Source organism: Acinetobacter sp. YH12102 (assembly GCF_013419125.1).
Lineage (GTDB): Bacteria > Pseudomonadota > Gammaproteobacteria > Pseudomonadales > Moraxellaceae > Acinetobacter > Acinetobacter pseudolwoffii.
Genome location: NZ_VPAS01000001.1, coordinates 151951 through 171794, shown reverse-complemented (window position 1 = coordinate 171794; position 19844 = coordinate 151951). Strand labels below are relative to the sequence as shown.

Annotated in this window: 19 protein-coding genes and 2 tRNA genes; 9 read left to right on the top strand and 12 right to left on the bottom strand. The window is 44.2% G+C overall.

The features are described 5' to 3' along the window. Window positions 1-11: 11 nt before the first annotated feature. Entirely contained in the window at window positions 12-1418 is a 1407-nt protein-coding gene (locus FTU42_RS00805) for an FAD-binding oxidoreductase (protein ID WP_180050197.1), read from the bottom strand. Window positions 1419-1458: 40 nt separating this feature from the next. Further along, window positions 1459-2790 (bottom strand): APC family permease, encoded by a 1332-nt coding sequence (locus tag FTU42_RS00800; RefSeq protein WP_180050200.1) that lies wholly within the window; start codon window positions 2788-2790, stop codon window positions 1459-1461. Window positions 2791-2886: 96 nt separating this feature from the next. Here FTU42_RS00800 and FTU42_RS00795 point away from each other — a divergent pair, with 96 nt between their 5' ends. After that, window positions 2887-3246: a helix-turn-helix domain-containing protein gene (locus FTU42_RS00795; protein ID WP_005095181.1), complete on the top strand. Its 360-nt coding sequence runs from the start codon at window positions 2887-2889 to the stop codon at window positions 3244-3246. A gap of 356 nt (window positions 3247-3602) precedes the next feature. On the opposite strand, the gene FTU42_RS00790 is transcribed toward FTU42_RS00795, so the two are convergent. From FTU42_RS00790 to FTU42_RS00780, 3 genes are read right to left on the bottom strand one after another with little or no spacing between them, the layout of a single operon-like run. After that, a complete protein-coding gene (locus FTU42_RS00790) occupies window positions 3603-3998 on the bottom strand; it encodes a hypothetical protein (protein ID WP_005095179.1) in 396 nt (131 codons plus the stop codon). Between the two features lie 20 nt (window positions 3999-4018). Continuing rightward, a complete protein-coding gene (locus FTU42_RS00785; RefSeq protein ID WP_074383901.1) occupies window positions 4019-4645 on the bottom strand; it encodes a DUF1294 domain-containing protein in 627 nt (208 codons plus the stop codon). Window positions 4646-4681: 36 nt separating this feature from the next. Further along, window positions 4682-5629, bottom strand: a complete 948-nt coding sequence (locus tag FTU42_RS00780) for a homoserine kinase (RefSeq protein ID WP_100354909.1) — start codon at window positions 5627-5629, stop codon at window positions 4682-4684. A 113-nt stretch (window positions 5630-5742) separates the two neighbouring features. Between FTU42_RS00780 and hisF the strand changes: the two genes are divergently transcribed. After that, window positions 5743-6501: an imidazole glycerol phosphate synthase subunit HisF gene (hisF, locus tag FTU42_RS00775; protein WP_005095173.1), complete on the top strand. Its 759-nt coding sequence runs from the start codon at window positions 5743-5745 to the stop codon at window positions 6499-6501. 597 nt (window positions 6502-7098) lie between these two features. On the opposite strand, the gene FTU42_RS00770 is transcribed toward hisF, so the two are convergent. After that, window positions 7099-7743, bottom strand: coding sequence for a hypothetical protein (locus FTU42_RS00770; protein WP_074383899.1), 645 nt, complete (start codon window positions 7741-7743; stop codon window positions 7099-7101). A gap of 110 nt (window positions 7744-7853) precedes the next feature. On the opposite strand from FTU42_RS00770, the gene FTU42_RS00765 reads away from it, so the two are divergent. Then, window positions 7854-8867 carry an AraC family transcriptional regulator gene (locus tag FTU42_RS00765; RefSeq protein ID WP_100354911.1) on the top strand — a complete coding sequence of 338 codons (1014 nt, stop codon included), beginning with the start codon at window positions 7854-7856 and terminating at the stop codon, window positions 8865-8867. 101 nt (window positions 8868-8968) lie between these two features. Here FTU42_RS00765 and FTU42_RS00760 read toward each other — a convergent pair whose 3' ends face one another. Both FTU42_RS00760 and FTU42_RS00755 read right to left on the bottom strand, forming a co-directional pair. Beyond that, on the bottom strand, window positions 8969-9214 hold the full coding sequence (locus FTU42_RS00760) for a hypothetical protein (RefSeq protein ID WP_005095167.1): 246 nt from the start codon (window positions 9212-9214) through the stop codon (window positions 8969-8971). Window positions 9215-9291: 77 nt separating this feature from the next. Then, a complete protein-coding gene (locus FTU42_RS00755) occupies window positions 9292-10374 on the bottom strand; it encodes a DNA/RNA non-specific endonuclease (protein WP_100534509.1) in 1083 nt (360 codons plus the stop codon). Window positions 10375-10639: 265 nt separating this feature from the next. Between FTU42_RS00755 and FTU42_RS00750 the strand changes: the two genes are divergently transcribed. Further along, on the top strand, window positions 10640-11218 hold the full coding sequence (locus tag FTU42_RS00750) for a hypothetical protein (RefSeq protein ID WP_005173169.1): 579 nt from the start codon (window positions 10640-10642) through the stop codon (window positions 11216-11218). A gap of 78 nt (window positions 11219-11296) precedes the next feature. Here FTU42_RS00750 and FTU42_RS00745 read toward each other — a convergent pair whose 3' ends face one another. Next, complete coding sequence (locus FTU42_RS00745; RefSeq protein ID WP_005095159.1) at window positions 11297-13177, bottom strand: potassium transporter Kup; 1881 nt, start codon at window positions 13175-13177, stop codon at window positions 11297-11299. Between the two features lie 121 nt (window positions 13178-13298). On the opposite strand from FTU42_RS00745, the gene FTU42_RS00740 reads away from it, so the two are divergent. The 3 genes from FTU42_RS00740 to FTU42_RS00730 all read left to right on the top strand — a co-directional run bounded on the left by FTU42_RS00740 (window position 13299) and on the right by FTU42_RS00730 (window position 14262). Further along, window positions 13299-13389 (top strand) — tRNA-Ser (locus tag FTU42_RS00740). A 366-nt stretch (window positions 13390-13755) separates the two neighbouring features. Then, window positions 13756-13983 (top strand): hypothetical protein, encoded by a 228-nt coding sequence (locus tag FTU42_RS00735; RefSeq protein ID WP_180074951.1) that lies wholly within the window; start codon window positions 13756-13758, stop codon window positions 13981-13983. A gap of 203 nt (window positions 13984-14186) precedes the next feature. Beyond that, window positions 14187-14262 (top strand) — tRNA-Thr (locus FTU42_RS00730). An 89-nt stretch (window positions 14263-14351) separates the two neighbouring features. Here FTU42_RS00730 and FTU42_RS00725 read toward each other — a convergent pair. The 3 genes from FTU42_RS00725 to FTU42_RS00715 all read right to left on the bottom strand — a co-directional run bounded on the left by FTU42_RS00725 (window position 14352) and on the right by FTU42_RS00715 (window position 17804). Continuing rightward, window positions 14352-15200 carry a cyclopropane-fatty-acyl-phospholipid synthase family protein gene (locus FTU42_RS00725; RefSeq protein ID WP_159138408.1) on the bottom strand — a complete coding sequence of 283 codons (849 nt, stop codon included), beginning with the start codon at window positions 15198-15200 and terminating at the stop codon, window positions 14352-14354. A gap of 3 nt (window positions 15201-15203) precedes the next feature. After that, window positions 15204-16511 (bottom strand): FAD-dependent oxidoreductase, encoded by a 1308-nt coding sequence (locus FTU42_RS00720; RefSeq protein ID WP_159138368.1) that lies wholly within the window; start codon window positions 16509-16511, stop codon window positions 15204-15206. A 414-nt stretch (window positions 16512-16925) separates the two neighbouring features. Next, complete coding sequence (locus FTU42_RS00715; protein ID WP_100329487.1) at window positions 16926-17804, bottom strand: pirin family protein; 879 nt, start codon at window positions 17802-17804, stop codon at window positions 16926-16928. A gap of 308 nt (window positions 17805-18112) precedes the next feature. Here FTU42_RS00715 and ycaC point away from each other — a divergent pair, with 308 nt between their 5' ends. Both ycaC and FTU42_RS00705 read left to right on the top strand, forming a co-directional pair. Next, on the top strand, window positions 18113-18739 hold the full coding sequence (ycaC, locus tag FTU42_RS00710; RefSeq protein WP_005095149.1) for an isochorismate family cysteine hydrolase YcaC: 627 nt from the start codon (window positions 18113-18115) through the stop codon (window positions 18737-18739). A 143-nt stretch (window positions 18740-18882) separates the two neighbouring features. Further along, a complete protein-coding gene (locus tag FTU42_RS00705) occupies window positions 18883-19806 on the top strand; it encodes a LysR substrate-binding domain-containing protein (protein WP_159138369.1) in 924 nt (307 codons plus the stop codon). The last annotated feature ends 38 nt before the right edge of the window (window positions 19807-19844 follow it).

Here is a 19844-nt window from a genome sequence, read left to right as displayed (position 1 = left end):
TGTATTTAATTTTAGAAAGACACCATCTTGCCCGGATTCACCAGTACTCCCAGTCCATAGGCAGTTTTGGCAATTGGAATCACCACAGGGGCAAGTGTGCGACCAAACAACATATCCTGATGCTGAATAGTGGTCAGCATATTGAAATCATCTGCCTTGCCACAGAAATCATCTGCAATCGCTTTACCGATACGCACCGTTTGCGCCACACCATGCCCACTCCAGCCTTGCACGGCATAAATCGGGAATTTATTGCCAAATTTACGGCTGTCGGCTGCACCATTCATGGTCAGATCCGTGGTTCCACTCCAGACAAAATCCAGCTCAACCTGTTTTAATTGTGGGAATACATGCTGAATTCGACCTAACAAATACTGATGGGTTTTTTCAGGACTCCAACACGAACCTGTCCCTTCACCACCAAATAAAATTCGGTTTTGAGACACACCCCGGTAATAATCAATCTGGAACTGGGTGTCGTAGACAGGCGCATCGGTTGGCAATAGCTCTTTTAAATTTACTTCTAAAGGGGCTGTGGTACATACATAAGTATAAAATGGAATTGTGGTTCGATTGTTCTTTTGCAGCAGTTTAAACGAAGCATGATGTACGCCCATGACCACACTCTTACGCGCTTTTATTACGCCACTTATGGTCGTGACATAAATCCCATCTTCACGCTCTTCTACTGACACCACTTCAGTTTGCTCAAACACCTGTCCACCGTTTTGGCAGAAGCCATAAACCAGTCCACGGTTCAGTGCGAGTGGATGGATATGTCCCCCCAGCGAGTCAATTAGACCACCACAATAATTCTCTGAAGCAATATGCTGTTTCAGCTCATGCTCACCGACAATTTTGGTGTGGTCTTCACCTAAAAATTTACGTGCATCTGCCCCTTGAGTTAAACCAACCAAGTGCCCTTCATGCACTGCTGCGGTAATATGTCCACGTTTACGCTGTAGCTCAAGTTGGTATTTTTCTGCAATGTCATCGATTAAAGACATCGCTTCAGTAGAGCTAAAGTGCCAGAGTTTTTTTGCATCTGCATAGCTGAAATGCTCAATCATTTCTGACGCTTCCCAACGCGCTAGCCCCGGTGTGAGCTGTCCACCATTACGTCCTGAAGCAGCGCCACCAATGCGATTTTTTTCTACCAAAATGGTATCTATGCCATGTTCAGACAGATGGAGTGCTGTCGATGCTCCAAGTAGCCCACCACCAATCACCACCACATCACATTCAAGATCGGCATTTAAACCTGGAAACGCATGCCCAGTTTCGAGTGAGCTTTCATAGTAATTGGCAGGATGTTCAAAATTGCCATGTTTGGGATTAATCCAGTTCCACTCTTTGCCACTCTGTGTATTAATACTGGCTTTAAACTCGACATCTTCAATAAATTTTGGTTTATTCATTTCATCTTCTCACTATTACTTCAATACAATTGATTCGATCTTAGTAAGCACTACTAATCACAATATTCTGTTTACGCAGACGCTTATACATATAGAGCAGCACGCCTACTGCGAGCCAAATACAGCCACAGATCAAAGCTGACATTTCCAGGTTGATCCATAAACCCAACATCACGCCCACCGAAAGCAGGGGCAAAACCAAGTTAAGGAAGACATTTTTTAAGCCTTGACGCTGTTTGTCCTGAACAAAAAATTTTACAAATACCGAGAAATTCACTGCAGTAAAGGCAATCAGGGCACCGAAACTCACCATACTCACCACTGTCGCAAGATCAAGGCTGATGGCGAGGAGTGAAGTTAAGCCAATGAACAGCACGGCATAAAGTGGTGTACCCAACTTGTTATGCACTTGACCGAATGTGCGTTTATGGAAAATTCCGTCACGTCCCATGATATGGATTAAACGCGAGGCACTGGCATGAGTCGCCAAACCTGAAGCAAAGGTATTCATGATTTGCGCGCAGAGGAACACCGCCTGAAACAGTGCCCCACCGACATACATCACAATTTCAGGCAATGCTTCATCGGGGTTGTTAAAGCGGACATTGCTGGGGAAATACAACTGGATAAACCACGATGCCGAGAAGAAAATCACCCCGCCTGTCAACGTGGTCAGCATTACAGCACGTGGAATATTTTTTTTCGGGTCTCTAGTTTCGTGTGACATCGTCGTCACGGCATCAAAGCCCAGAAACGAGAAACATAAAATTGATGCCCCGGCAATTAACGGCAATATACTGCTATCGCCGTTCAATAATGGCGTCATGGTCAGGACGTGATGATAACCTTGCTCCGTACCAATACCCTTGATCACCAGATAGATAAACAGCAGCATTAAAATCAAGGGAGCCACCACAAAAATCAGGCTTAAGTTCGCCAAGATATTAATGCGGAAACAGTTAATCAGGGTCACCAAACCGGTAAAGATACAGACCCACACCCAATATGGCACGCCTGGAATCAGGGCTTCCAAATAGATCCCGGCCAGTAAAGCATTCACGAGCGGCAGCAATATATAATCCATTAAGGCACACCAGCCAACAAAGAAACCGGCTTTCGGCCCGCAAGATTCCGCCGTATAAGTATAAGCCGAGCCCGGTTTTTCTGTCTGGCGACTAAATCGCGCATAGCTGAATGCCGTTAACAGCATGGCACCTAAGGCAAGGATATACGCGAGTGGAACACGTCCCTCAGTGATGCCGGAAACAATCCCAAAGGTATCAAAAACAACCATCGGGGTCATATATGCCACACCAATGATCACGACCTGCCACAAAGACATTTTTTTGAAAGCAACTTGTGCTTTTTCCATTGATGTCACCTGAACATTATTTATTTTCGTTATTTGTTCAATTGCAATGACTATGCCATATAATAAAAATATAAATAAATTGAGTGAGGATAGAAAATGCCAAAGTACAATTTAGAAACTCGAATTGCAGCCATTCAGATGTATAAAAAGACCGATTACAAGGTGGCTGTCTGTAAAGAATTTGGCATCTCTCGGGTGACTCTGGATGCATGGATCCGCCTTGAAGAAGAAACTGGCGACTTGGTCCAGAAACCTGTAAAAAATCGCGGCGCACCGGGCCATATTAAAGATTGGAATGAATTTCAAGTGTTTGTAAGATCTTTAAAATTTCAAAATATTAGTGATTTGGTTCCAATATTTGAACAGCGCTTTGGTTATGCAGTTTCTTATGCGGTTCTGGTGCGTGCTATTCATGTTTTAGGCATGCGTCGCCGTCGTGGTCGCTTTTATTCTTAAATTAAAAATGAGCCCGACAATAAAATAATTCGACCCGTTAAATTTAAAAAAATAAATGTACATTAATGTAAGTTTATTTTATTAAAAACGTAAACTATATTTATTAAAAAAGTAAATTTATAAAACAAAAAAGTAAAGTCTAAATATTAAAAATGTAAATTTATAAAATTAAAAATATTTAGCAATGTTCGTCATTATGTTCAATGATGATAAGAATTGCTCCCTAAAATGGAGCAAGCTTGAATAAAAGTGGTGCGAGTTGGTAATTTTTTCAGCCTATGCAGACAGATGGAATCCGTTCTATATGCATAAGGCCTAAAAAAGCAGCACTTTGGCTGCTTTTTCTACAATAAAATTTAGGATTTATACATCGGTCGATTGTCATTCAAGCGCATGATGCCACGAATCGCCCGATACACAATCCAGATCCAGGCCAGAAAGACCACCAACAAACAGAAAGCGGATGCACCAAATGCCACGCCTGCAAACAGGTTCGGATCTTCGCCAGTAAAGAACAGAAACAAAAATGGAATAAAGGCAATGATATTCCAGACCAGATACCACCAGAAACTGCGGATCTGCCAGGTGAAGTGGCTTTCAAAAATTGAACCACGTACATCGCGACGTTTGACATAGTTAATGATCAACGCCACGACAGCCAAGAGGCCAGCACTAAAAATAGCCACAATATATAAAATGTACAGTGCAAAAGTCAGTGTGCGATTTGGGTCTTTATCAATGGAATAGTTCACGTCCCCTCCTGATCTTTCCCCTAAATATTTAAACTGTTAAATGGGGAAATTAGCCATATAATCAAAATGATGTTAAAGGCTATAGTACAAAAATATATCTGCCGGAACGGTTGTTTTTGTGTTTTATGTCGCAGTTTTTGCTGGGCTAACCAGGCTGCTGGCCAACCACCTAAAAAAGCCACCAGATGCAGGGTATTTTCCGGAATACGTTGCTTACCCGATTGCGCCGCTTCCTTGTCCTGCGCATACAACCAGTAACTCAATGCATTCATCAAACTGATCAGCAACAAGACCAGTCCGCTGAGCAGACCGCCCAAAGTCAATGCGGTCAGCAACAGAATATAAACCACACAGGCAATCTGCATCGGTTGTAATTTCTGTGACTGCTGTTGCTTGGAGGGTTTGAATTTAACCTGAGACATTTTGGTTTGCGATGCTTTCAGATACATGACCTGCTGTGCTTTGTATCGTCCGCGCTCATCTAAAATGACCGTGTAATCTAAGGCACAGCCGACGATCGGACGCGGACCTTGCTTGGCAAAGTCCTTGATATGCAGAAATACGCGATCTTTGGCCGAATCATTGGGCTGAATAAAGCCATAACCCTTGTCATCAAACCACTCTACTAAACGTCCCTGATCGCGCATATCCCCTGTCCTTTTGTCTTTATAAATTTTAAATATTTAAGCTGTAACGAATTTTAATCGCTCAATCAACATATTACGCATCTCGACTGGATTTTTTTGCAAAATATCTTCGCCAGTACGACCCAGTGCCGCGTTACGCTGTGCCACCTGTAAACGCATCATCCAGAAACGTCCTGCGGCCATGGCCAAGTACAACTCTAAACATGATTTTTCATCTGCTGTTAAGGGGCGGACGCTTTCATAGGCATTTAAAAAGGCAATGGCTTTTTCTTCGTTTAAAGTGACATCCGGATAGTTGGTGCAAAAGTCATTTAAAGTAATCGCGATATCAAATAAAAATTCATCTTTGTTTAGTTCATAAAAATCCAGAATACCGTTGAGTTGATCACCCTCAAATAAGGTATTGTCCCGGAACAGATCGGAATGAATAAAGCCACGTGGACGATCTGGATAGACTGCTGTTAAAGCGTCATACAGGCCTAAAAGCTTGCCGAGCAACACTTTATCGGCCGGACTTAAACTTGGTTTGATTTCTTGGGACACGGCCAGCCAATACGCATGATCACGCACGAAATTACGTTCTAATTTGAAGTCCTGCAATGCCACATGCATTTTTGCCTGCGCCACTGCAATTGCTTCAACTTGTGCCACGGTCGATGGCATGGGATGCTCACCCAACAGGCGCGGTGCAATCTGTGCCGGTTTATCTTTAATACTATGAATAGCCTTGCCTGAATGCGATAAAGGCACCGGAACGGCCAAGCCTGCTTTGCCCAAATGTTGTAATACAGGCACAAGTTCCCCTGCCGCCTGTTCATCCATATCCTCAAACACGGTCAGCACATAGTGTGCGTCTTCGCAGACCAAAAAATAGTTGGTATTTTGAATACCGCCTTGAATCGGAATCAGATCAACCGCCTTTAAACCGTAGGGCGCTGCAAAATCCTGAACTTCCTTTAAAGTCAAAGTGGTATAAACCGACATAGAAAACCTGCGAAAAAACTTACATAATTTTGCTAGAATACCGTTTCCATCTGCCAAGGTGTAGCGCTTGCGTGGGTGAGTTTCATAATCGGCTGTAATAATTGGAAAAATTTATGCTAGCTAAACGTATTATTCCTTGCCTCGACGTTGATAATGGTCGTGTGGTCAAGGGTGTTCAATTCCTTGATATTCGTGATGCAGGTGACCCAGTTGAGGTCGCACGTCGTTATAACGAACAAGGTGCCGATGAAATTACTTTCCTTGATATTACCGCTACACATCATGGACGCGACACCACTTACCGTACTGTAGAACGTATGGCTGAATCGGTTTTCGTCCCCCTGACGGTCGGTGGCGGTGTGCGTAAAGTCGAAGATATCCGTTTGCTGCTCAATGCTGGTGCAGATAAAGTCAGCATCAACTCGGCAGCAGTATTTAATCCGGAATTTGTCCAGGAAGCATCACAACGTTTTGGCGCACAATGTATCGTGGTCGCCATTGATGCCAAAAAAACCGGCGAAGATAAATGGGAAATTTTCACCCACGGCGGCCGCAAACCGACCGGCATTGATGCCTTGGAATGGGCAGAACAAATGGCCAATTACGGCGCAGGTGAACTCCTGATTACCTCAATGGATGCTGACGGCACCAAAGCCGGTTATGACATCGCCCTGATGCGTGCCATCAATGACCGCGTCACTGTACCGACTATTGCCTCTGGCGGTGTAGGAAATTTACAACATCTGGCAGACGGGATTATTCATGGCGGTGCTGATGCGGTACTGGCAGCGTCAATTTTCCATTTTGGTCAACATACCATTCCTGAAGCCAAAGCCTATATGGCAGCGCAAGGCATTGAAATGCGCCTTTAATTCAAAAACGAATTCCTATTTAAAAAAAGAGCATCACAACGATGCTCTTTTTTATTTCTACAGGATAAGCCTAGGCAATAAATCATTTGGAAAATATTCTCATCATCTGTGGTACATCCGGGTTTGCTCTAATGATGACTGCTTTGAAAAAGTATATCCATCGTTCTGTGGATTAAAGTAGAACAGCAAACACGACAAAAAAGAGTTAATAGAAAAGGACTTGTATGTTCAAAATGATGTTTAGGGATTGTTATTGATCAATAGCCGCCGGACAAGGCGAAGCTTTCCAGTGCTGAGCAGCTTAAATATAAAGGACGTTATTTTCTTTCAATATTCACCCCAGTATGAGGATGAACAAGATCGCTCTATTTTGACCGATATTCAAAAGTAAAAATTAAATAAAAAAAAGGAGTCTCGCGACTCCCTGTAAAAACCAAGATTAGACCACAGCGCTTGGTATTCAAAATAATTCATTACACCTAAAACATATAAGTATGTGGCTTCACTCACCAACAACCGTGAATATAGGCCAAATCAAAAGGACAATATTGACAATACATCTGCATTTTATTGACAAATCACGACAAGAACCGGGTTTTAGCGATTTAATGGCCTATTTAAGTGATTGGTCGCAGGGTTTTTAGCAATTTTAGCCGGAGTTTCTGCCCACTTGGCTGGAAAATAACGGTCTGCCCAATAGTTCAGTTTTTTCGAGATCGGTGCAGGCAATACCATACCTAAAGGGTTCTGCTCCTGTAAATCTGCGGAGGAAATCACCCGGGTACCCAGCAGATAGTCGAACCAGGGTTTGGTCACACACCAGTTGGCATCCTGATTACTATTCATGTGATGATCATAATGCCAAGGCAGCTTTTTTTTGGCCCATTCTGGCTCCAGATGGGCACGACGATGCCGATAATAATAATTGCCTGCACTATATAATACGGCCAGCGTCATCCCTTTGGAAAAAGGATAAAACGTCAATCCAAAGACTGTAGCAACCACGGCAAGAGAAGCAATTTCATTGCGGGTACGCCAGTTGTTCAGTCCTTCTACATAACCGAAATCGGAAAATTCCGTTTTACGCACAATGCGGTGATGTTCCCAATGCGAACACATGCTTTCTGGAACCGGACTATAGCGGCTCTGTCCTTGGCGGTGAATTCCATGTAACACATATTTATGCGCAAACCATTCAAATCCATTGGCAACGACGAGTCCTGCCAGAAAACCTTTCCACATGATCTTTTACCTCTTGGTCTATTTTTCAATATAGGCTAAGTAAAAGACTAGATATTGACCAAAATATTCAATATGATTGACAAAATACGACAAAATAAAAGAATTAAAAAATGCTGGTTCTAAAAAACTACGTAGGCTCGATATACGGTGGTTTAGGACATTTACTTTTGGACTATTATCAGCTGAAACAGCTCGAAGTCCCTGAGAAATTATTGGCCATTCAAAATCTGGAACGCTTTGATTTTACTCTGTGGCGTGATCTGCTGACGACACTTGATCAACAGCTGCAGCGCCCGGCTTTGGGCCTGGAAATTGCGCAACTGGTCGAGACTAAACATCTCGGGATTATCGGTTATCTGGCACTTTCCAGTGACACGCTGGGTGAAGCCTTCATGCGCTATCATGACTACCATCGCCTGATCTATGATGGTAGCCCGCTACAAATCCAGGGGCAAGGAGATCATCTTTCGATTGCCTGGGGTGAGGTTCCTTTTAAGATGAGTACGCAACTGACCGATGAAATCGCGATTGCACTCATGATCGAATTTATTAAATCGAATATTCTGGATAATAATCATCTGCATCTGCATGAAGTGCATTTTCAGCATCCAACACCCAAAAATATAGCATTGTATGAACAGTATTTCCGCTGCAAGGTTCGTTTCGGTCAAGCCAAGACTCAAGTCCTGATGCCGGTCAGCGAGCTGTCTACGCCTTTAAAACAGGGTGATCAGACCCTACAAAAGCTTCTGAAACAACAAGCTGAAGCTTTACTGGAAAAATTCCCCAATTCCACCCAAGTTGACCAGCAGTTACAGCAGGCGATTCTGGTGGGCCTGCAAAAAAACCAGTTCCAGATTGAACATATTGCCCAGCAAATAAAATTCTCTGTCCGTCAGTTACAACGACATTTGCAAAAGCAGGGTAAAACCTATCAGCAATGCATGCAGGAAATCCGCTCTATGATGGCAATGCAATATCTGAAAGATCCGCATTTAAGCTTACAGGAAATTTCCATGCTGCTTGGTTACTCCGAGCAGAGTGCATTTCAGCGGGCATTTAAGCAATGGACCCAGCTGACGCCACAACAATGGCGCTTAGAATCTTTGGCTCAGACAGCTTGAGACGCTGCAATGCTGAGACTAAAAACAGTAAAAAGCCCAATAGGAATATTGGGCTTTGTGTCTGGTTCCAGATGGAACATTCTCCAACAAATGAAAAAATCTTATAAAAATGGATTTTCAATTTCGTCCAGATCATCCCGCTGCAGCTTTTCTGGCAGATCTACAGTATTTTCCAGTTGCTGCACCACATCATTTACAAAAGCCTGCAAAACCTTGGCAGCCTTAAGACCTTCCTGATCCTTGGTGATCTGCAAGTTTCCATACAGGCTGACACAATCCAGATCATTTTCCAAGGTCAGATCATGAATGGCATGGGATTCACTGCCATTTTCAAATGCTTTAAACATATCCTCTCCACCTGTCTTTGTTATTTTCAATAATGGGTGAGATCGATGCTACTCGAATCCCACTTTTTTCAGCAAGTTTATTTCAATAACTGCAAAATATATTGCAATAGCGCATCTATCAGCTGTTTTACAATCGTATTTTGGGTGTCGTTATCGATTGCACCACCAGTCGCTGAGGACGTCGAGGTATTTGAACCTGAAGATTTAAACTCACGTTGCAGTGCCTGCAAGTTTTCTTTAGAGACATCTTCCGCACACTGGCTTTCTGCATCCCAGTTAGAATATTCGATTTTCTGATTGGCTTTGACCGCCCTGGCCGTCAATGGCAAACGATAGGTATTGCGCTTCTGCTCTTCGGTCAATTGTGGAAACAGGTTAATTCCGAGCTGTTCTTCCAGATAACAGACACTAACAATACGCACTTTGAGCGAATTATCATTCGGCGCATAATAAGCACCAATCGCACCGGTTTTCGGCAGGTAAACTGCCTTATACACCGCCGTCGGTACAATCACGCCATTACCAATGGTTTTTAGTTTTTTCGCCGCAAATACCGGCCCGGTAACTACATAAACATCCTGCTTCTGTTTGGTTACAATGGCACGGGTCGCTTCTTCCAGTTCACGCCAGACCTGCTGATTGTTTTTCGGTGCTTGCGGCACCATATTGGCCAGTGAGAAACTGTCTGACTGTGCAGCCTTATTGGGCATATCCGCATTTGGCGCCATATGCCCGCGATCATAACCGGAACCACGATAATCCGCCAACGTCGCCCGATGCGCAGGTTTAACCTGGGTCTCTTCATGAAAATTATCTTGACGCGGAATTTTCTGGCTTAAGCGTGCCGGTGTGAGTGCTTCAGCCACCCAAAGTGGGGTTTTCGAAACACCGGAATAACCGACGTTAAAGCCATTAAAGCACAGTGAATAACTGTCTTTTTTCAGGCTGTCTTTCATCAGATACGGCGGAACATCACGATAAAACTGTGTCAGACAGGCGGAATCGGATGAAGATGGCAGAGACACCCATTGACTGATTTTTTCCTGACCAAAGGCGATGGCAAAACTACTCGAAGCCACCACACCCAGAATGACTTTAGTACTATTTTTACTTAAAAACTGAAAAAGAGAGTTCTTGGATTTACGCTGCTTCTTGGCCATTATTACACGTACTTTTTAGATCAATACCGATTTTTCCCGAGCTTAACAAGCTGTGTATATGAAGTATATCTTGACCCTGCCATTCGCTTAACAAATAAACAATAATGGCTTAAAAGCCACGAAAGCTGTAACAAACTGTCTATTTTTTATTTCATTTTAAATGAGGTTTCGCAGTCTTTGAGTAGCTTTGATTGGAGCTGCCGGATGAGTATGTAAAGCTAAGCGCCTATCCCAATTCGTACAATTATTAGCAGTGGTGTCAATCATGAATTCCAAACTCTCTAAAATATTAGGTTTAGGATTATTCACAAGTGTAATCAGCGCAGGCGCATTTGCCGAGCCACCGGTTCAACCGGGTGAAACACTTGAAAGCTTGTCTAAAGCTAAAATTAGTACCACGGTAAATGGTCAGGAAGGCTCTCTAGAAACTCTAGTCAACTCTGGTCAAATCCGCCTTGTCGATCCGCGTACAGCTGCGCCACAGCAACCAATGCCAAATACGCAGCCAGCGATGCCAAATGATCCAGCGATGATGCAGGCACCAGGTAATTCAGACATGGTTTCGCCACAACCTCCTGTGGCAGAACCGGGTATGAATCAATCAGACATGCCGGCCAATCTGGCTGAACCGGCCAACAGTACTGAAGTCGAAGCAACCACATCTATGGCTGCGCCAGAACAACAGCCTGTGCTTGAAGAGCAACAGCAAGCTGCTGTAGTTGAAGCCAATGCAATGAATGCACAAACTGAAATTGCAGCTCAAGCCGATGCAGAACCAGTGCTGATGGAGCAGCCTTTGAATGCTGCACCTGAAGTGCCGGCTGCCGTAGAACTTGAGCAATAATCCGAAGCTCAGTTATTTACTGTTTCTCCCATAAAAAACCAGAGTGTGTCTCTGGTTTTTTATGCTTTTTAATTTTATTTACATCTGAATCTGGGTGCCCAGCTCGACCACACGGTTGGGTGGAATCTGATAGAAATCACTGACCGGACTGGTATTGCGCTGCATGGAAATAAACAGTTTTTCCCGCCACGGTGCCATACCCTCACCCACAGTATGCATAATCCGTTCACGTGAAATAAAGAAACTGATCTGCATCAGATCATATTCAAAACCCCATTTTCGATAAGCCTGTTGTAAAGCTACTGGAATATTGGGCTGATCCTTAAAACCATAATAGATAAATACCCGATAAAAATGCTCACTCAATTGTTCCAGTTCAACCCGATCTTGCTTAGCTACAAAGGGAACATCACGGGTAATGACCGTGAGCATAATATTACGTTCATGCAAGACTTTGTTGTGCTTGATATTATGCAGCATGGCATGCGGGACAATATTCGGTGTACCCGTCAGGAAAATGGCCTCACCTGGCACATATTTGGTACCTTCCCCCATTGAGATACTTTTAATAAACAGATCAATCGGCAAGGCATCCTGTTCCAGACGCTTCAAAACCAAAGCGCGTCCATCTTTCCAGGTCATCAAAATGGTAAACAGCACGGCACCAATCAGAATCGGCACCCAGCCACCCGAGGTGATTTTTAAAGAAGTTGAGGCTACAAAGACCAAATCCAGAGCCAAAAATGGCACAGCAAACAATGCCACTTTCCAGACCGGCCAACGCCATAAACCATAAGCCAGAATCGAGATCAGAATAGTACCGCAGAGCATGGTCATGGTCACTGCAACACCATAAGCACTGGCCAGATTGGCACTATTTTCAAACAGTAAAATCAGGATCAAGACCGAAATAAACAGCAGCCAGTTAATAAAGGGCAGATAAATCTGGCCACGTTCGACTGCCGAGGTATGCTTGACCGATAGACGCGGCAAATAACGCAGTTGAATGGCCTGATTGACCATCGAAAATACCCCGGTAATCACTGCCTGCGAGGCAATGACCGCTGCAGCCGTGGCCAGTCCAATCATCGGGAATAAAGCCCATTCTGGCAGCAGCATATAGAAAGGATTGGCCAGCGCTTCTGGACTGCGCAACAACAATGCGCCCTGTCCGGCATAATTCAGCAATAAACAGGGCAAGACAATAATAAACCAGGCCAGACGAATTGGCAGACGACCGAAATGCCCCATATCGGCATAAATTGCTTCCCCTCCGGTCATGGTCAGAATCACCGCGCCCATGGTCAGGAAAGCCACGTAGGGCTGATCAACCACAAAGTGATATGCCCAGTACGGATTCACCATCCAGAGGACAGACGGGGTCTGGATAATGCTCCACAAACCAAAACCGCCAATGGACAGGAACCAGAGCATGGTTAAAGGCCCGAAAAATTTCCCCATGGTGGCTGTACCGTGACGCTGCACCATAAACAGCCCCGCCAGAATTCCAATCGATAGCGGTACCAGCCATTGATTGAAAATAGGTGTCGCAATACTCAAGCCTTCAATGGCAGACAGCACAGAAATTGCCGGAGTAATAATACCGTCACCAAAGAATAGCGATGCACCAATAAAACCCAAGGCAATCAGGAAAATTTTCTTTTGATCGGCAATTCGTGTGGTACGCAGATTTAATGCCAATAATGACATGATCCCGCCTTCGCCGTTGTTATCGGCACGCATGATGACCGTGACATATTTAAAGCTGATGGTGAGCATCATGCACCAGAAAATCAGCGACAGGATACCGAGTACAGAGGCCTCGCTAATGGCGAGATGTGCGGTGAGGAAGCATTGGCGCAGTGCATAGAGTGGACTGGTGCCAATATCTCCGAAAACGACCCCAAGCGCAGCCAGTGTAATCACCGGGAGAGCTGCTTTTTGTGCAGTGCTTTGCATATATTGTCTTCGTTTTTAACAAGCATTTTTGCGAATCATAGCACCACATTAAAAGTTTTTCTGCAAATCAATTGTTTCAGCTTGGCACAGCTGGTTTTTTTCGCTATTATCCTCGGCCTATGGTGAGGTGTCCGAGTGGCTGAAGGAGCACGCCTGGAAAGTGTGTAAACGTTTATAGCGTTTCGAGGGTTCGAATCCCTCTCTCACCGCCAGAATTTAAAAACCCGAATCACATGATTCGGGTTTTTTTATTGCCTGAAATTCAAATTCGCATCTGCTTAGAATCATTAAACAATCCATCACCACCATGATTAAAGTTACTATGACCTAAGGAATATGGCTGTTCTAAGACGATTATTCCACCATATTTAAATTTTTCTTAAGCTTCCGTGCTTTTCTAGGTTCAATTTAAAAACTGGCATAAAAATAGCTTAATTCTATTGTCATCAAAGCTATGTTATGGTGCCTACAGAGGTGCTGAGAGGAGAATAAAAACCATAAAATAGAAAGAAATACAGGATTGATCGAGCCATTTAAACTTAAAGCTAAATAGATACACTGCTATTCGGAGAGCGAACATGAATAACAGCGCAAACTATGCAAAACAGATCAAAAATGCAAAACGTGGCGGTTATACCCCAACCATTGCCAAAGACATCAATAAACATAAAATTCAAAAAGCTCTGAGACTCATCGAACAGTGGAGAAGCCTCGCTCAAGAACTCAAACCTCAAATGCAGTTTGATATGGCCTTTACTTTAGAGGAATGTGCACAAGAATTAGACCAGATCATAAAAAAGCGATAATCCCTTTTAAGCGATTGACCCATACTAAACCCTGTACATTCACCCTCGCCCATATCTGCCTATATGGGCGTTTTCTTGATCTTTCGATAAAAGACAGTTTAGATAGAATGAACCGGAAAAACGGTAAATCGTACCAAAATAGCTTGAACGGTTATTTTTTGGCTTGCGTAGCGAATGAATTTCTGTAAAATGCACTCCACCATGCCGGCATAGCTCAGTTGGTAGAGCAACTGACTTGTAATCAGTAGGTCCACAGTTCGAATCCGTGTGCCGGCACCATATCTTAGCCTCGCTTTTTAGTGAGGCTTTGATGTTTCTGGGCTTGGTATTTTTCAAACTTGAATTTTTCGACGTTTTCTTACGCTGTTTTAGTCCTTCGATTGTGCCGTTACCTGCACATATCTCACGATCCCTTCCTGATATAATTTTTGGCATAGCTTTGCTGTCATTTGAATTTTAAAATGATCCAAGCCTGAGCCTTGAATATGATGACCGGCTTGTTTTGAATTCAAAGTTTTTTGTACATAATCCGCAAAGCCAGAAAATACCGGCTCGGATAGATCCTGAATCTGAATATTTTTAAATTCAAAACGATCCAGACACGCATACAGTGCACCAACAGACATTAATTCTTTTAAATTTATATCGGCAGATTTCAGTAACAGCTGATATTTACGCTTTTGAAATGAATTCAAATTTTGCCAACGTTCCGATAACACCAGATGATGAAAACCAATTCGTGCATTTGGCTTTAAAACACTGCTGATTTGTTGCAAAAGTAACGGAACCGGACTGTGATAAGCTGCATCCAGACACAGCACCACATCAAAACGCTGAGAAAACGGCAATTCCTTTAAACGCAGAAACGAGGCCTGATAGATGGCATTCAGTTCTGGCAGATGTTGCTGAATAGTGGCCACGCAAGCCGCTTGTACTTCGACACCGGCCAGATATTGCACTCGGTAGTGCTGTTGCCAGTGCAATAAACTTGCACCCTGACCACAGCCCAGATCCAGCAATTTATCTTTTGAATTCAAATTGACACTCTGCGCGAGCTGATCGGCCAGCGTGCGACAGGCAGCAACATAATCCTGCTGTCCTGCCTGCCAATAGCCCAAATTACTCCAGGGCAATTGCGCCTGATCCCCCAGCGCCGCTGCATGAATTGCATATTTATGCTGAGGAAAGCGCTGACGCAATGCCTGAAGCCATTGCATCAATTAATAACCCAGTTGCGGAGCAACCTCGACCACAGGTTTTAAACCCTGAAACGGTAAAGGCGCACCGAAAATTTCCGCAATCTTCATCGCTGAGGTCACAGCCGATTCCAGAATGGGCAAACCGTCACATGACCATGAACCGCAGAAAAAGACTTTGCGATTGGCTTCCAGATGACGCTGCTGTAATTCCTTGTTCAGCGCCACGGTATTGGCATCGACCACGGCACGGGTCAACATGACCGATGTAATGACTTTTTTCGGGTCAATCTCGGTCACCGGACGCCAGGTCTGGAATACTGCCGACTTGCCAACCAGCGAAGGTTCAATCGAGTTGAGCCACACGGTAAATTGCTGACGGGTAAATTTACGATCCATCATGTAGCTGAGTACAGCCCAGTCTTTACGTTTTGGCGGCATCACGCTGGCGTCGGTATGAATCACCAGTTCGCCCTGTTCAAATTTGAATTTTTTCAATAATTCAATTTCGCTGGCAAACTGGGTTGGGTCCAGGAATTGCTCAATTTTAGTGGTCGGTGTTGCGACAATAACCCGGTCAAACAGTTTTGAATAACCGGCTGCATTTTCGACTTTGACCTGATCGCCCTGCTCTTGCACCAGCGTAATCGCTGAACCGTCTTCAATATGAATGCCTTCCACCAGTTTATCGACCAGCGCTGGTGTACCGCCTTGCAGGCGCAATAAAGCATCGCCATCGGTCAGTTGGCGCAGGAAAATTAATAACGGTTTCGCCGGCCATTCACCAATAGTTTTCGGATTGCAGGTACAAATGGTATACAGCACCGGCATCACTGCACCGTGCCAGAACACTTCTTCAATCTCGTTACGATTGATAAATTCTGCCAGGCTGATGTCCTGATTTTTCGACTTAAAAAATTTGGTTAATGCCACTTTGAGCTGCAACAGGCCCTTGACCAGACGCCAGCCGTACTGCTGCAAGCCTTTACGGTTATTGATAATTGGAATATTGCCGATACGGCTACGCGATGTGGTCAGCCAGGTTTCAGTTTTATCTTCAAATAACCAGCTGCAGGCCATATAGGTACGCACCGGATAAGTTTTAATGCCCAGATGCGTGGCCAGACTCAGGGTGTTTTTCCACAGATAAGGATTCATCACACGTAAAGGTGCATCAATCAGCCCCCCTTCAAATTCAAGGCTATGACTGTCCATGCCACGACCTGGAAGTGCTTCAAAAATCGTGATGTGATGTCCTGCATCCTGGAGAATTCTGGCTGTTGCCAGTCCGGCCATGCCACTACCAATTACTGCGATATCCAAACTGATCATCCGTCATTGAAAAACTACAGAAATTATGTACCATGCGCCAATCAAACAGGTTATTAAAATCTTCCAGAATATATGTTTTTCGTAAAGGCAATTGGGCGGGATAAAATCTGCTTTTCACTATTTTTTCAAACAGGTTACAAAATACACCAAACTCAGGATTTTATTCATATTTTTTCTACATAACCTGAAAAATCACTTTAAAAACAAACATCTTAATTAACCATTTTTATAACCTTTGGTTGACAAACGCCCTTGAAAAATCTATGATTCACAGCATAATAAAACCATAAACCCATCAGATTCCACCAAGATGAGTTTATGCGTAAATTATTTAAAACGACAAGAAACTACAGCGCCTTATAAAATAAAAGCCTCTGCGAAAGCAGAGGCTTCTTTGTTTAACCGCTCGGTGTACTATTCAGCCTGCACCGCAATTTCACCAAATTTACCCTGATTAAAATCTTGAAATGCCTGCATAATTTCTTCCTTGCTGTTCATTACAAACGGGCCATAACCTTGAATGGGCTCATTGAGTGGCTCGCCTGTCAGTAACACAAACTGGGTATCCTGATAGGCTTGCAACTGAATCGCCGGATCTCCATCACGGGCAAACATTATAATTGAGCTGTCCAGGACTTTCTGGCTCGCATTGACCACCAGCTCACCCTTCAGCACGACTAACAGTGCATTATGTCCGGCAGGGATATGCAATGTGGTTTCATATTCCGCTTTCAGTTCACCATCCCAGACATTGATCGGACTAAAAGTATGAGCAGGACCTTGATGACCAGCAAACTCACCTGCAATCACCCGGATATGCCCCGCCTCTTCATCCATTTCAATCCGCGGAATAGCTGCCGCAGTGATCGCCTGATAACGTGGTGTGGTCATCTTGTCTTTGGCCGGCAGATTGACCCAGAGCTGTACCATTTCAAAGAGACCGCCATGTTTGGCAAAATCTGGAGAATGAAATTCTTCATGGACCACACCTGAGCCTGCGGTCATCCACTGCACATCCCCCGCCTGAATCGTGCCGCCACCGCCACTTGAATCTTGATGCGTCACTGCCCCCTGATAGGCTAACGTCACTGTTTCAAAACCGCGATGTGGATGTGAACCCACGCCATGTTGTACAGTCGTCGGATCAAAATGATAGGGCGCAGCATAATCCAGCAACAAAAACGGACTGATCGCCTGACCTAAACGGTCATAGGAAAACAGATTTTTGACCGGAAAGCCATCACCGACCCAATGCATGTTTTGATTACGGTAAACACCAATTACTTTTTTCATCTTTTAACTCCTATTAAGATAGGATGAACATGCAGCCATTTTATGCCGGGCCAAGATACGCTGATAGTCCTAAGCTGGAATACAGTATCTTATATATAAGACAATCTCTGCTTTAACTTCCCGAATTCAACACAAACAAACTAAAATTTTGGTCTAAATTTTTAATTATCCTATTTTTAAGATTATTTATCCCAGAATTTGGGCTTATTTTGTCCTGTTTTTAGCTCTAATATAAAAATCACCACGTCCCGGAACAGCCTGGGTTTGATCCAAGACGGGATGCTAATTTTATAGAGAGGAACAGAGAAATGGCAAAACCTTATGTACGTTTAGACAAAGACAATGCAGCCGTATTACTTGTAGACCATCAGACTGGTTTGTTGTCACTGGTTCGTGATATTGACCCAGATAAATTCAAAAATAATGTATTGGCGCTTGCGGCAGCAGCAAAATATTTCAATTTACCGACCATTTTGACCACCAGCTTCGAACAAGGCCCAAATGGTCCGTTGGTTCCTGAGCTGAAAGAGCTATTCCCGGACGCACCTTATATTGCTCGTCCAGGACAAATTAATGCCTGGGATAATGAAGATTTTGTTAAAGCGGTAAAAGCCACGGGTAAAAAACAGTTGATCATTGCTGGCGTGGTGACTGAAGTGTGCGTTGCCTTCCCGGCGCTGTCTGCACTTGAAGAAGAATTTGACGTATTCATCGTGACAGATGCATCTGGTACCTTTAATCACCTGACACGTGATGCTGCATGGAACCGCATGTCACAGGCTGGTGCACAGCTGATGACCTGGTTTGGTCTGGCTTGTGAACTGCACCGTGACTGGCGTAATGATATCGAAGGTCTCGGCAGCTTATTCAGCAATCATATTCCTGACTACCGCAACCTGATGAATAGCTATAGCCAGAATACTGCACAGAAATAAACCATACACATCTCTAAAATAAGCGGCCTTCGGGTCGCTTTTTGTTGGAACAATTAAATTAATCTGGCTTGGAAACAGTTTAGCCTGGCCCGGATTTCCCCTATGATGGGCATTGTATGAACGCAGGGCGATTGAGGTGAAAGGTGCATTCTTTTGATGACTATTATTATTTTTATCTGGTGGTCAAGCATGGCGGCTTCAGTGCAGCCAGTGACATTTCCGGAATCACCAAATCCAAACTCAGCCGACGTATTTTAGAGCTGGAAGCCCGTTTCAATGTCACCCTGATTCAACGCTCAACCCGACATTTTAAGGTGACCTCACTGGGCCAGGAATTTTTTGAGGAATGCGAAAAGCTGATTCAACAGGTGGAATGTGCCCGTAATGTCTTGCTCAAGCAGAAAAGTGAACCACAAGGCCTGGTCAAGCTGAGTTATCCTTCGGTGATGATGCGCTACCAGATCCGCAGCCTGCTGAATGAATTCCTCAAGACTTATCCCAAGGTTCAGGTAGAAATGGAAATTACCAGCCGGCGTGTCGATGTGCTGCATGATGAGATTGACCTGGCGATCCGCACCAACTTTGAAGCCAATGAAGATTCCAGCATTGTCGTTCGCGATGTGATTAAAACCACGCATTGTCTGGTTGCCAGTCCGGAGCTGTTGCAAGGCTGTTCGATACATTACCCCACTGAGATCAATGACTTTCCGACCATCGTTTTGGGCACGCAGAAAAACCACTATCAATGGCATCTGCATCGTATCGACAGTCATGAACAGATGGATATCCCCCTAGAACCCCGCATCAAAAGCAATGATCTGGCCGGCGTATACTATTCTGCCCTGGATGGCCTGGGTATTGCCGATCTACCCTTGTTAACCGTGGAAGCAGATCTCAAAGCTGGTCGCCTGATCCATCTGCTGCCAGACTGGTGTTCCAATATGGGAACCGTACAACTGGTCTATGCCTCACGCAAAGGTCAGCGTCTGGTGATGGAAAAACTGATTGAGCATCTGGTCGAAGGCTTACGTGCCCGGGCAGAAGGCCATCAGGGCTATACCATTTAAATTGCACTGTCATGCTGAGCAGCCAATAAAAAAATCCA

Bases quoted from the DNA above. Each gene is read 5' to 3' on its own strand.
- FTU42_RS00805 (WP_180050197.1), bottom strand. From the start codon at position 1,418: ATGAATAAACCAAAATTTATTGAAGATGTCGAGTTTAAAGCCAGTATT.
- FTU42_RS00800 (WP_180050200.1), bottom strand. From the start codon at position 2,790: ATGGAAAAAGCACAAGTTGCTTTCAAAAAAATGTCTTTGTGGCAGGTC.
- FTU42_RS00795 (WP_005095181.1), top strand. From the start codon at position 2,887: ATGCCAAAGTACAATTTAGAAACTCGAATTGCAGCCATTCAGATGTAT.
- FTU42_RS00785 (WP_074383901.1), bottom strand. From the start codon at position 4,645: ATGCGCGATCAGGGACGTTTAGTAGAGTGGTTTGATGACAAGGGTTAT.
- FTU42_RS00780 (WP_100354909.1), bottom strand. From the start codon at position 5,629: ATGTCGGTTTATACCACTTTGACTTTAAAGGAAGTTCAGGATTTTGCA.
- hisF (WP_005095173.1), top strand. From the start codon at position 5,743: ATGCTAGCTAAACGTATTATTCCTTGCCTCGACGTTGATAATGGTCGT.
- FTU42_RS00770 (WP_074383899.1), bottom strand. From the start codon at position 7,743: ATGTGGAAAGGTTTTCTGGCAGGACTCGTCGTTGCCAATGGATTTGAA.
- FTU42_RS00765 (WP_100354911.1), top strand. From the start codon at position 7,854: ATGCTGGTTCTAAAAAACTACGTAGGCTCGATATACGGTGGTTTAGGA.
- FTU42_RS00760 (WP_005095167.1), bottom strand. From the start codon at position 9,214: ATGTTTAAAGCATTTGAAAATGGCAGTGAATCCCATGCCATTCATGAT.
- FTU42_RS00755 (WP_100534509.1), bottom strand. From the start codon at position 10,374: ATGGCCAAGAAGCAGCGTAAATCCAAGAACTCTCTTTTTCAGTTTTTA.
- FTU42_RS00750 (WP_005173169.1), top strand. From the start codon at position 10,640: ATGAATTCCAAACTCTCTAAAATATTAGGTTTAGGATTATTCACAAGT.
- FTU42_RS00745 (WP_005095159.1), bottom strand. From the start codon at position 13,177: ATGCAAAGCACTGCACAAAAAGCAGCTCTCCCGGTGATTACACTGGCT.
- FTU42_RS00735 (WP_180074951.1), top strand. From the start codon at position 13,756: ATGAATAACAGCGCAAACTATGCAAAACAGATCAAAAATGCAAAACGT.
- FTU42_RS00725 (WP_159138408.1), bottom strand. From the start codon at position 15,200: ATGCAATGGCTTCAGGCATTGCGTCAGCGCTTTCCTCAGCATAAATAT.
- FTU42_RS00720 (WP_159138368.1), bottom strand. From the start codon at position 16,511: ATGATCAGTTTGGATATCGCAGTAATTGGTAGTGGCATGGCCGGACTG.
- FTU42_RS00715 (WP_100329487.1), bottom strand. From the start codon at position 17,804: ATGAAAAAAGTAATTGGTGTTTACCGTAATCAAAACATGCATTGGGTC.
- ycaC (WP_005095149.1), top strand. From the start codon at position 18,113: ATGGCAAAACCTTATGTACGTTTAGACAAAGACAATGCAGCCGTATTA.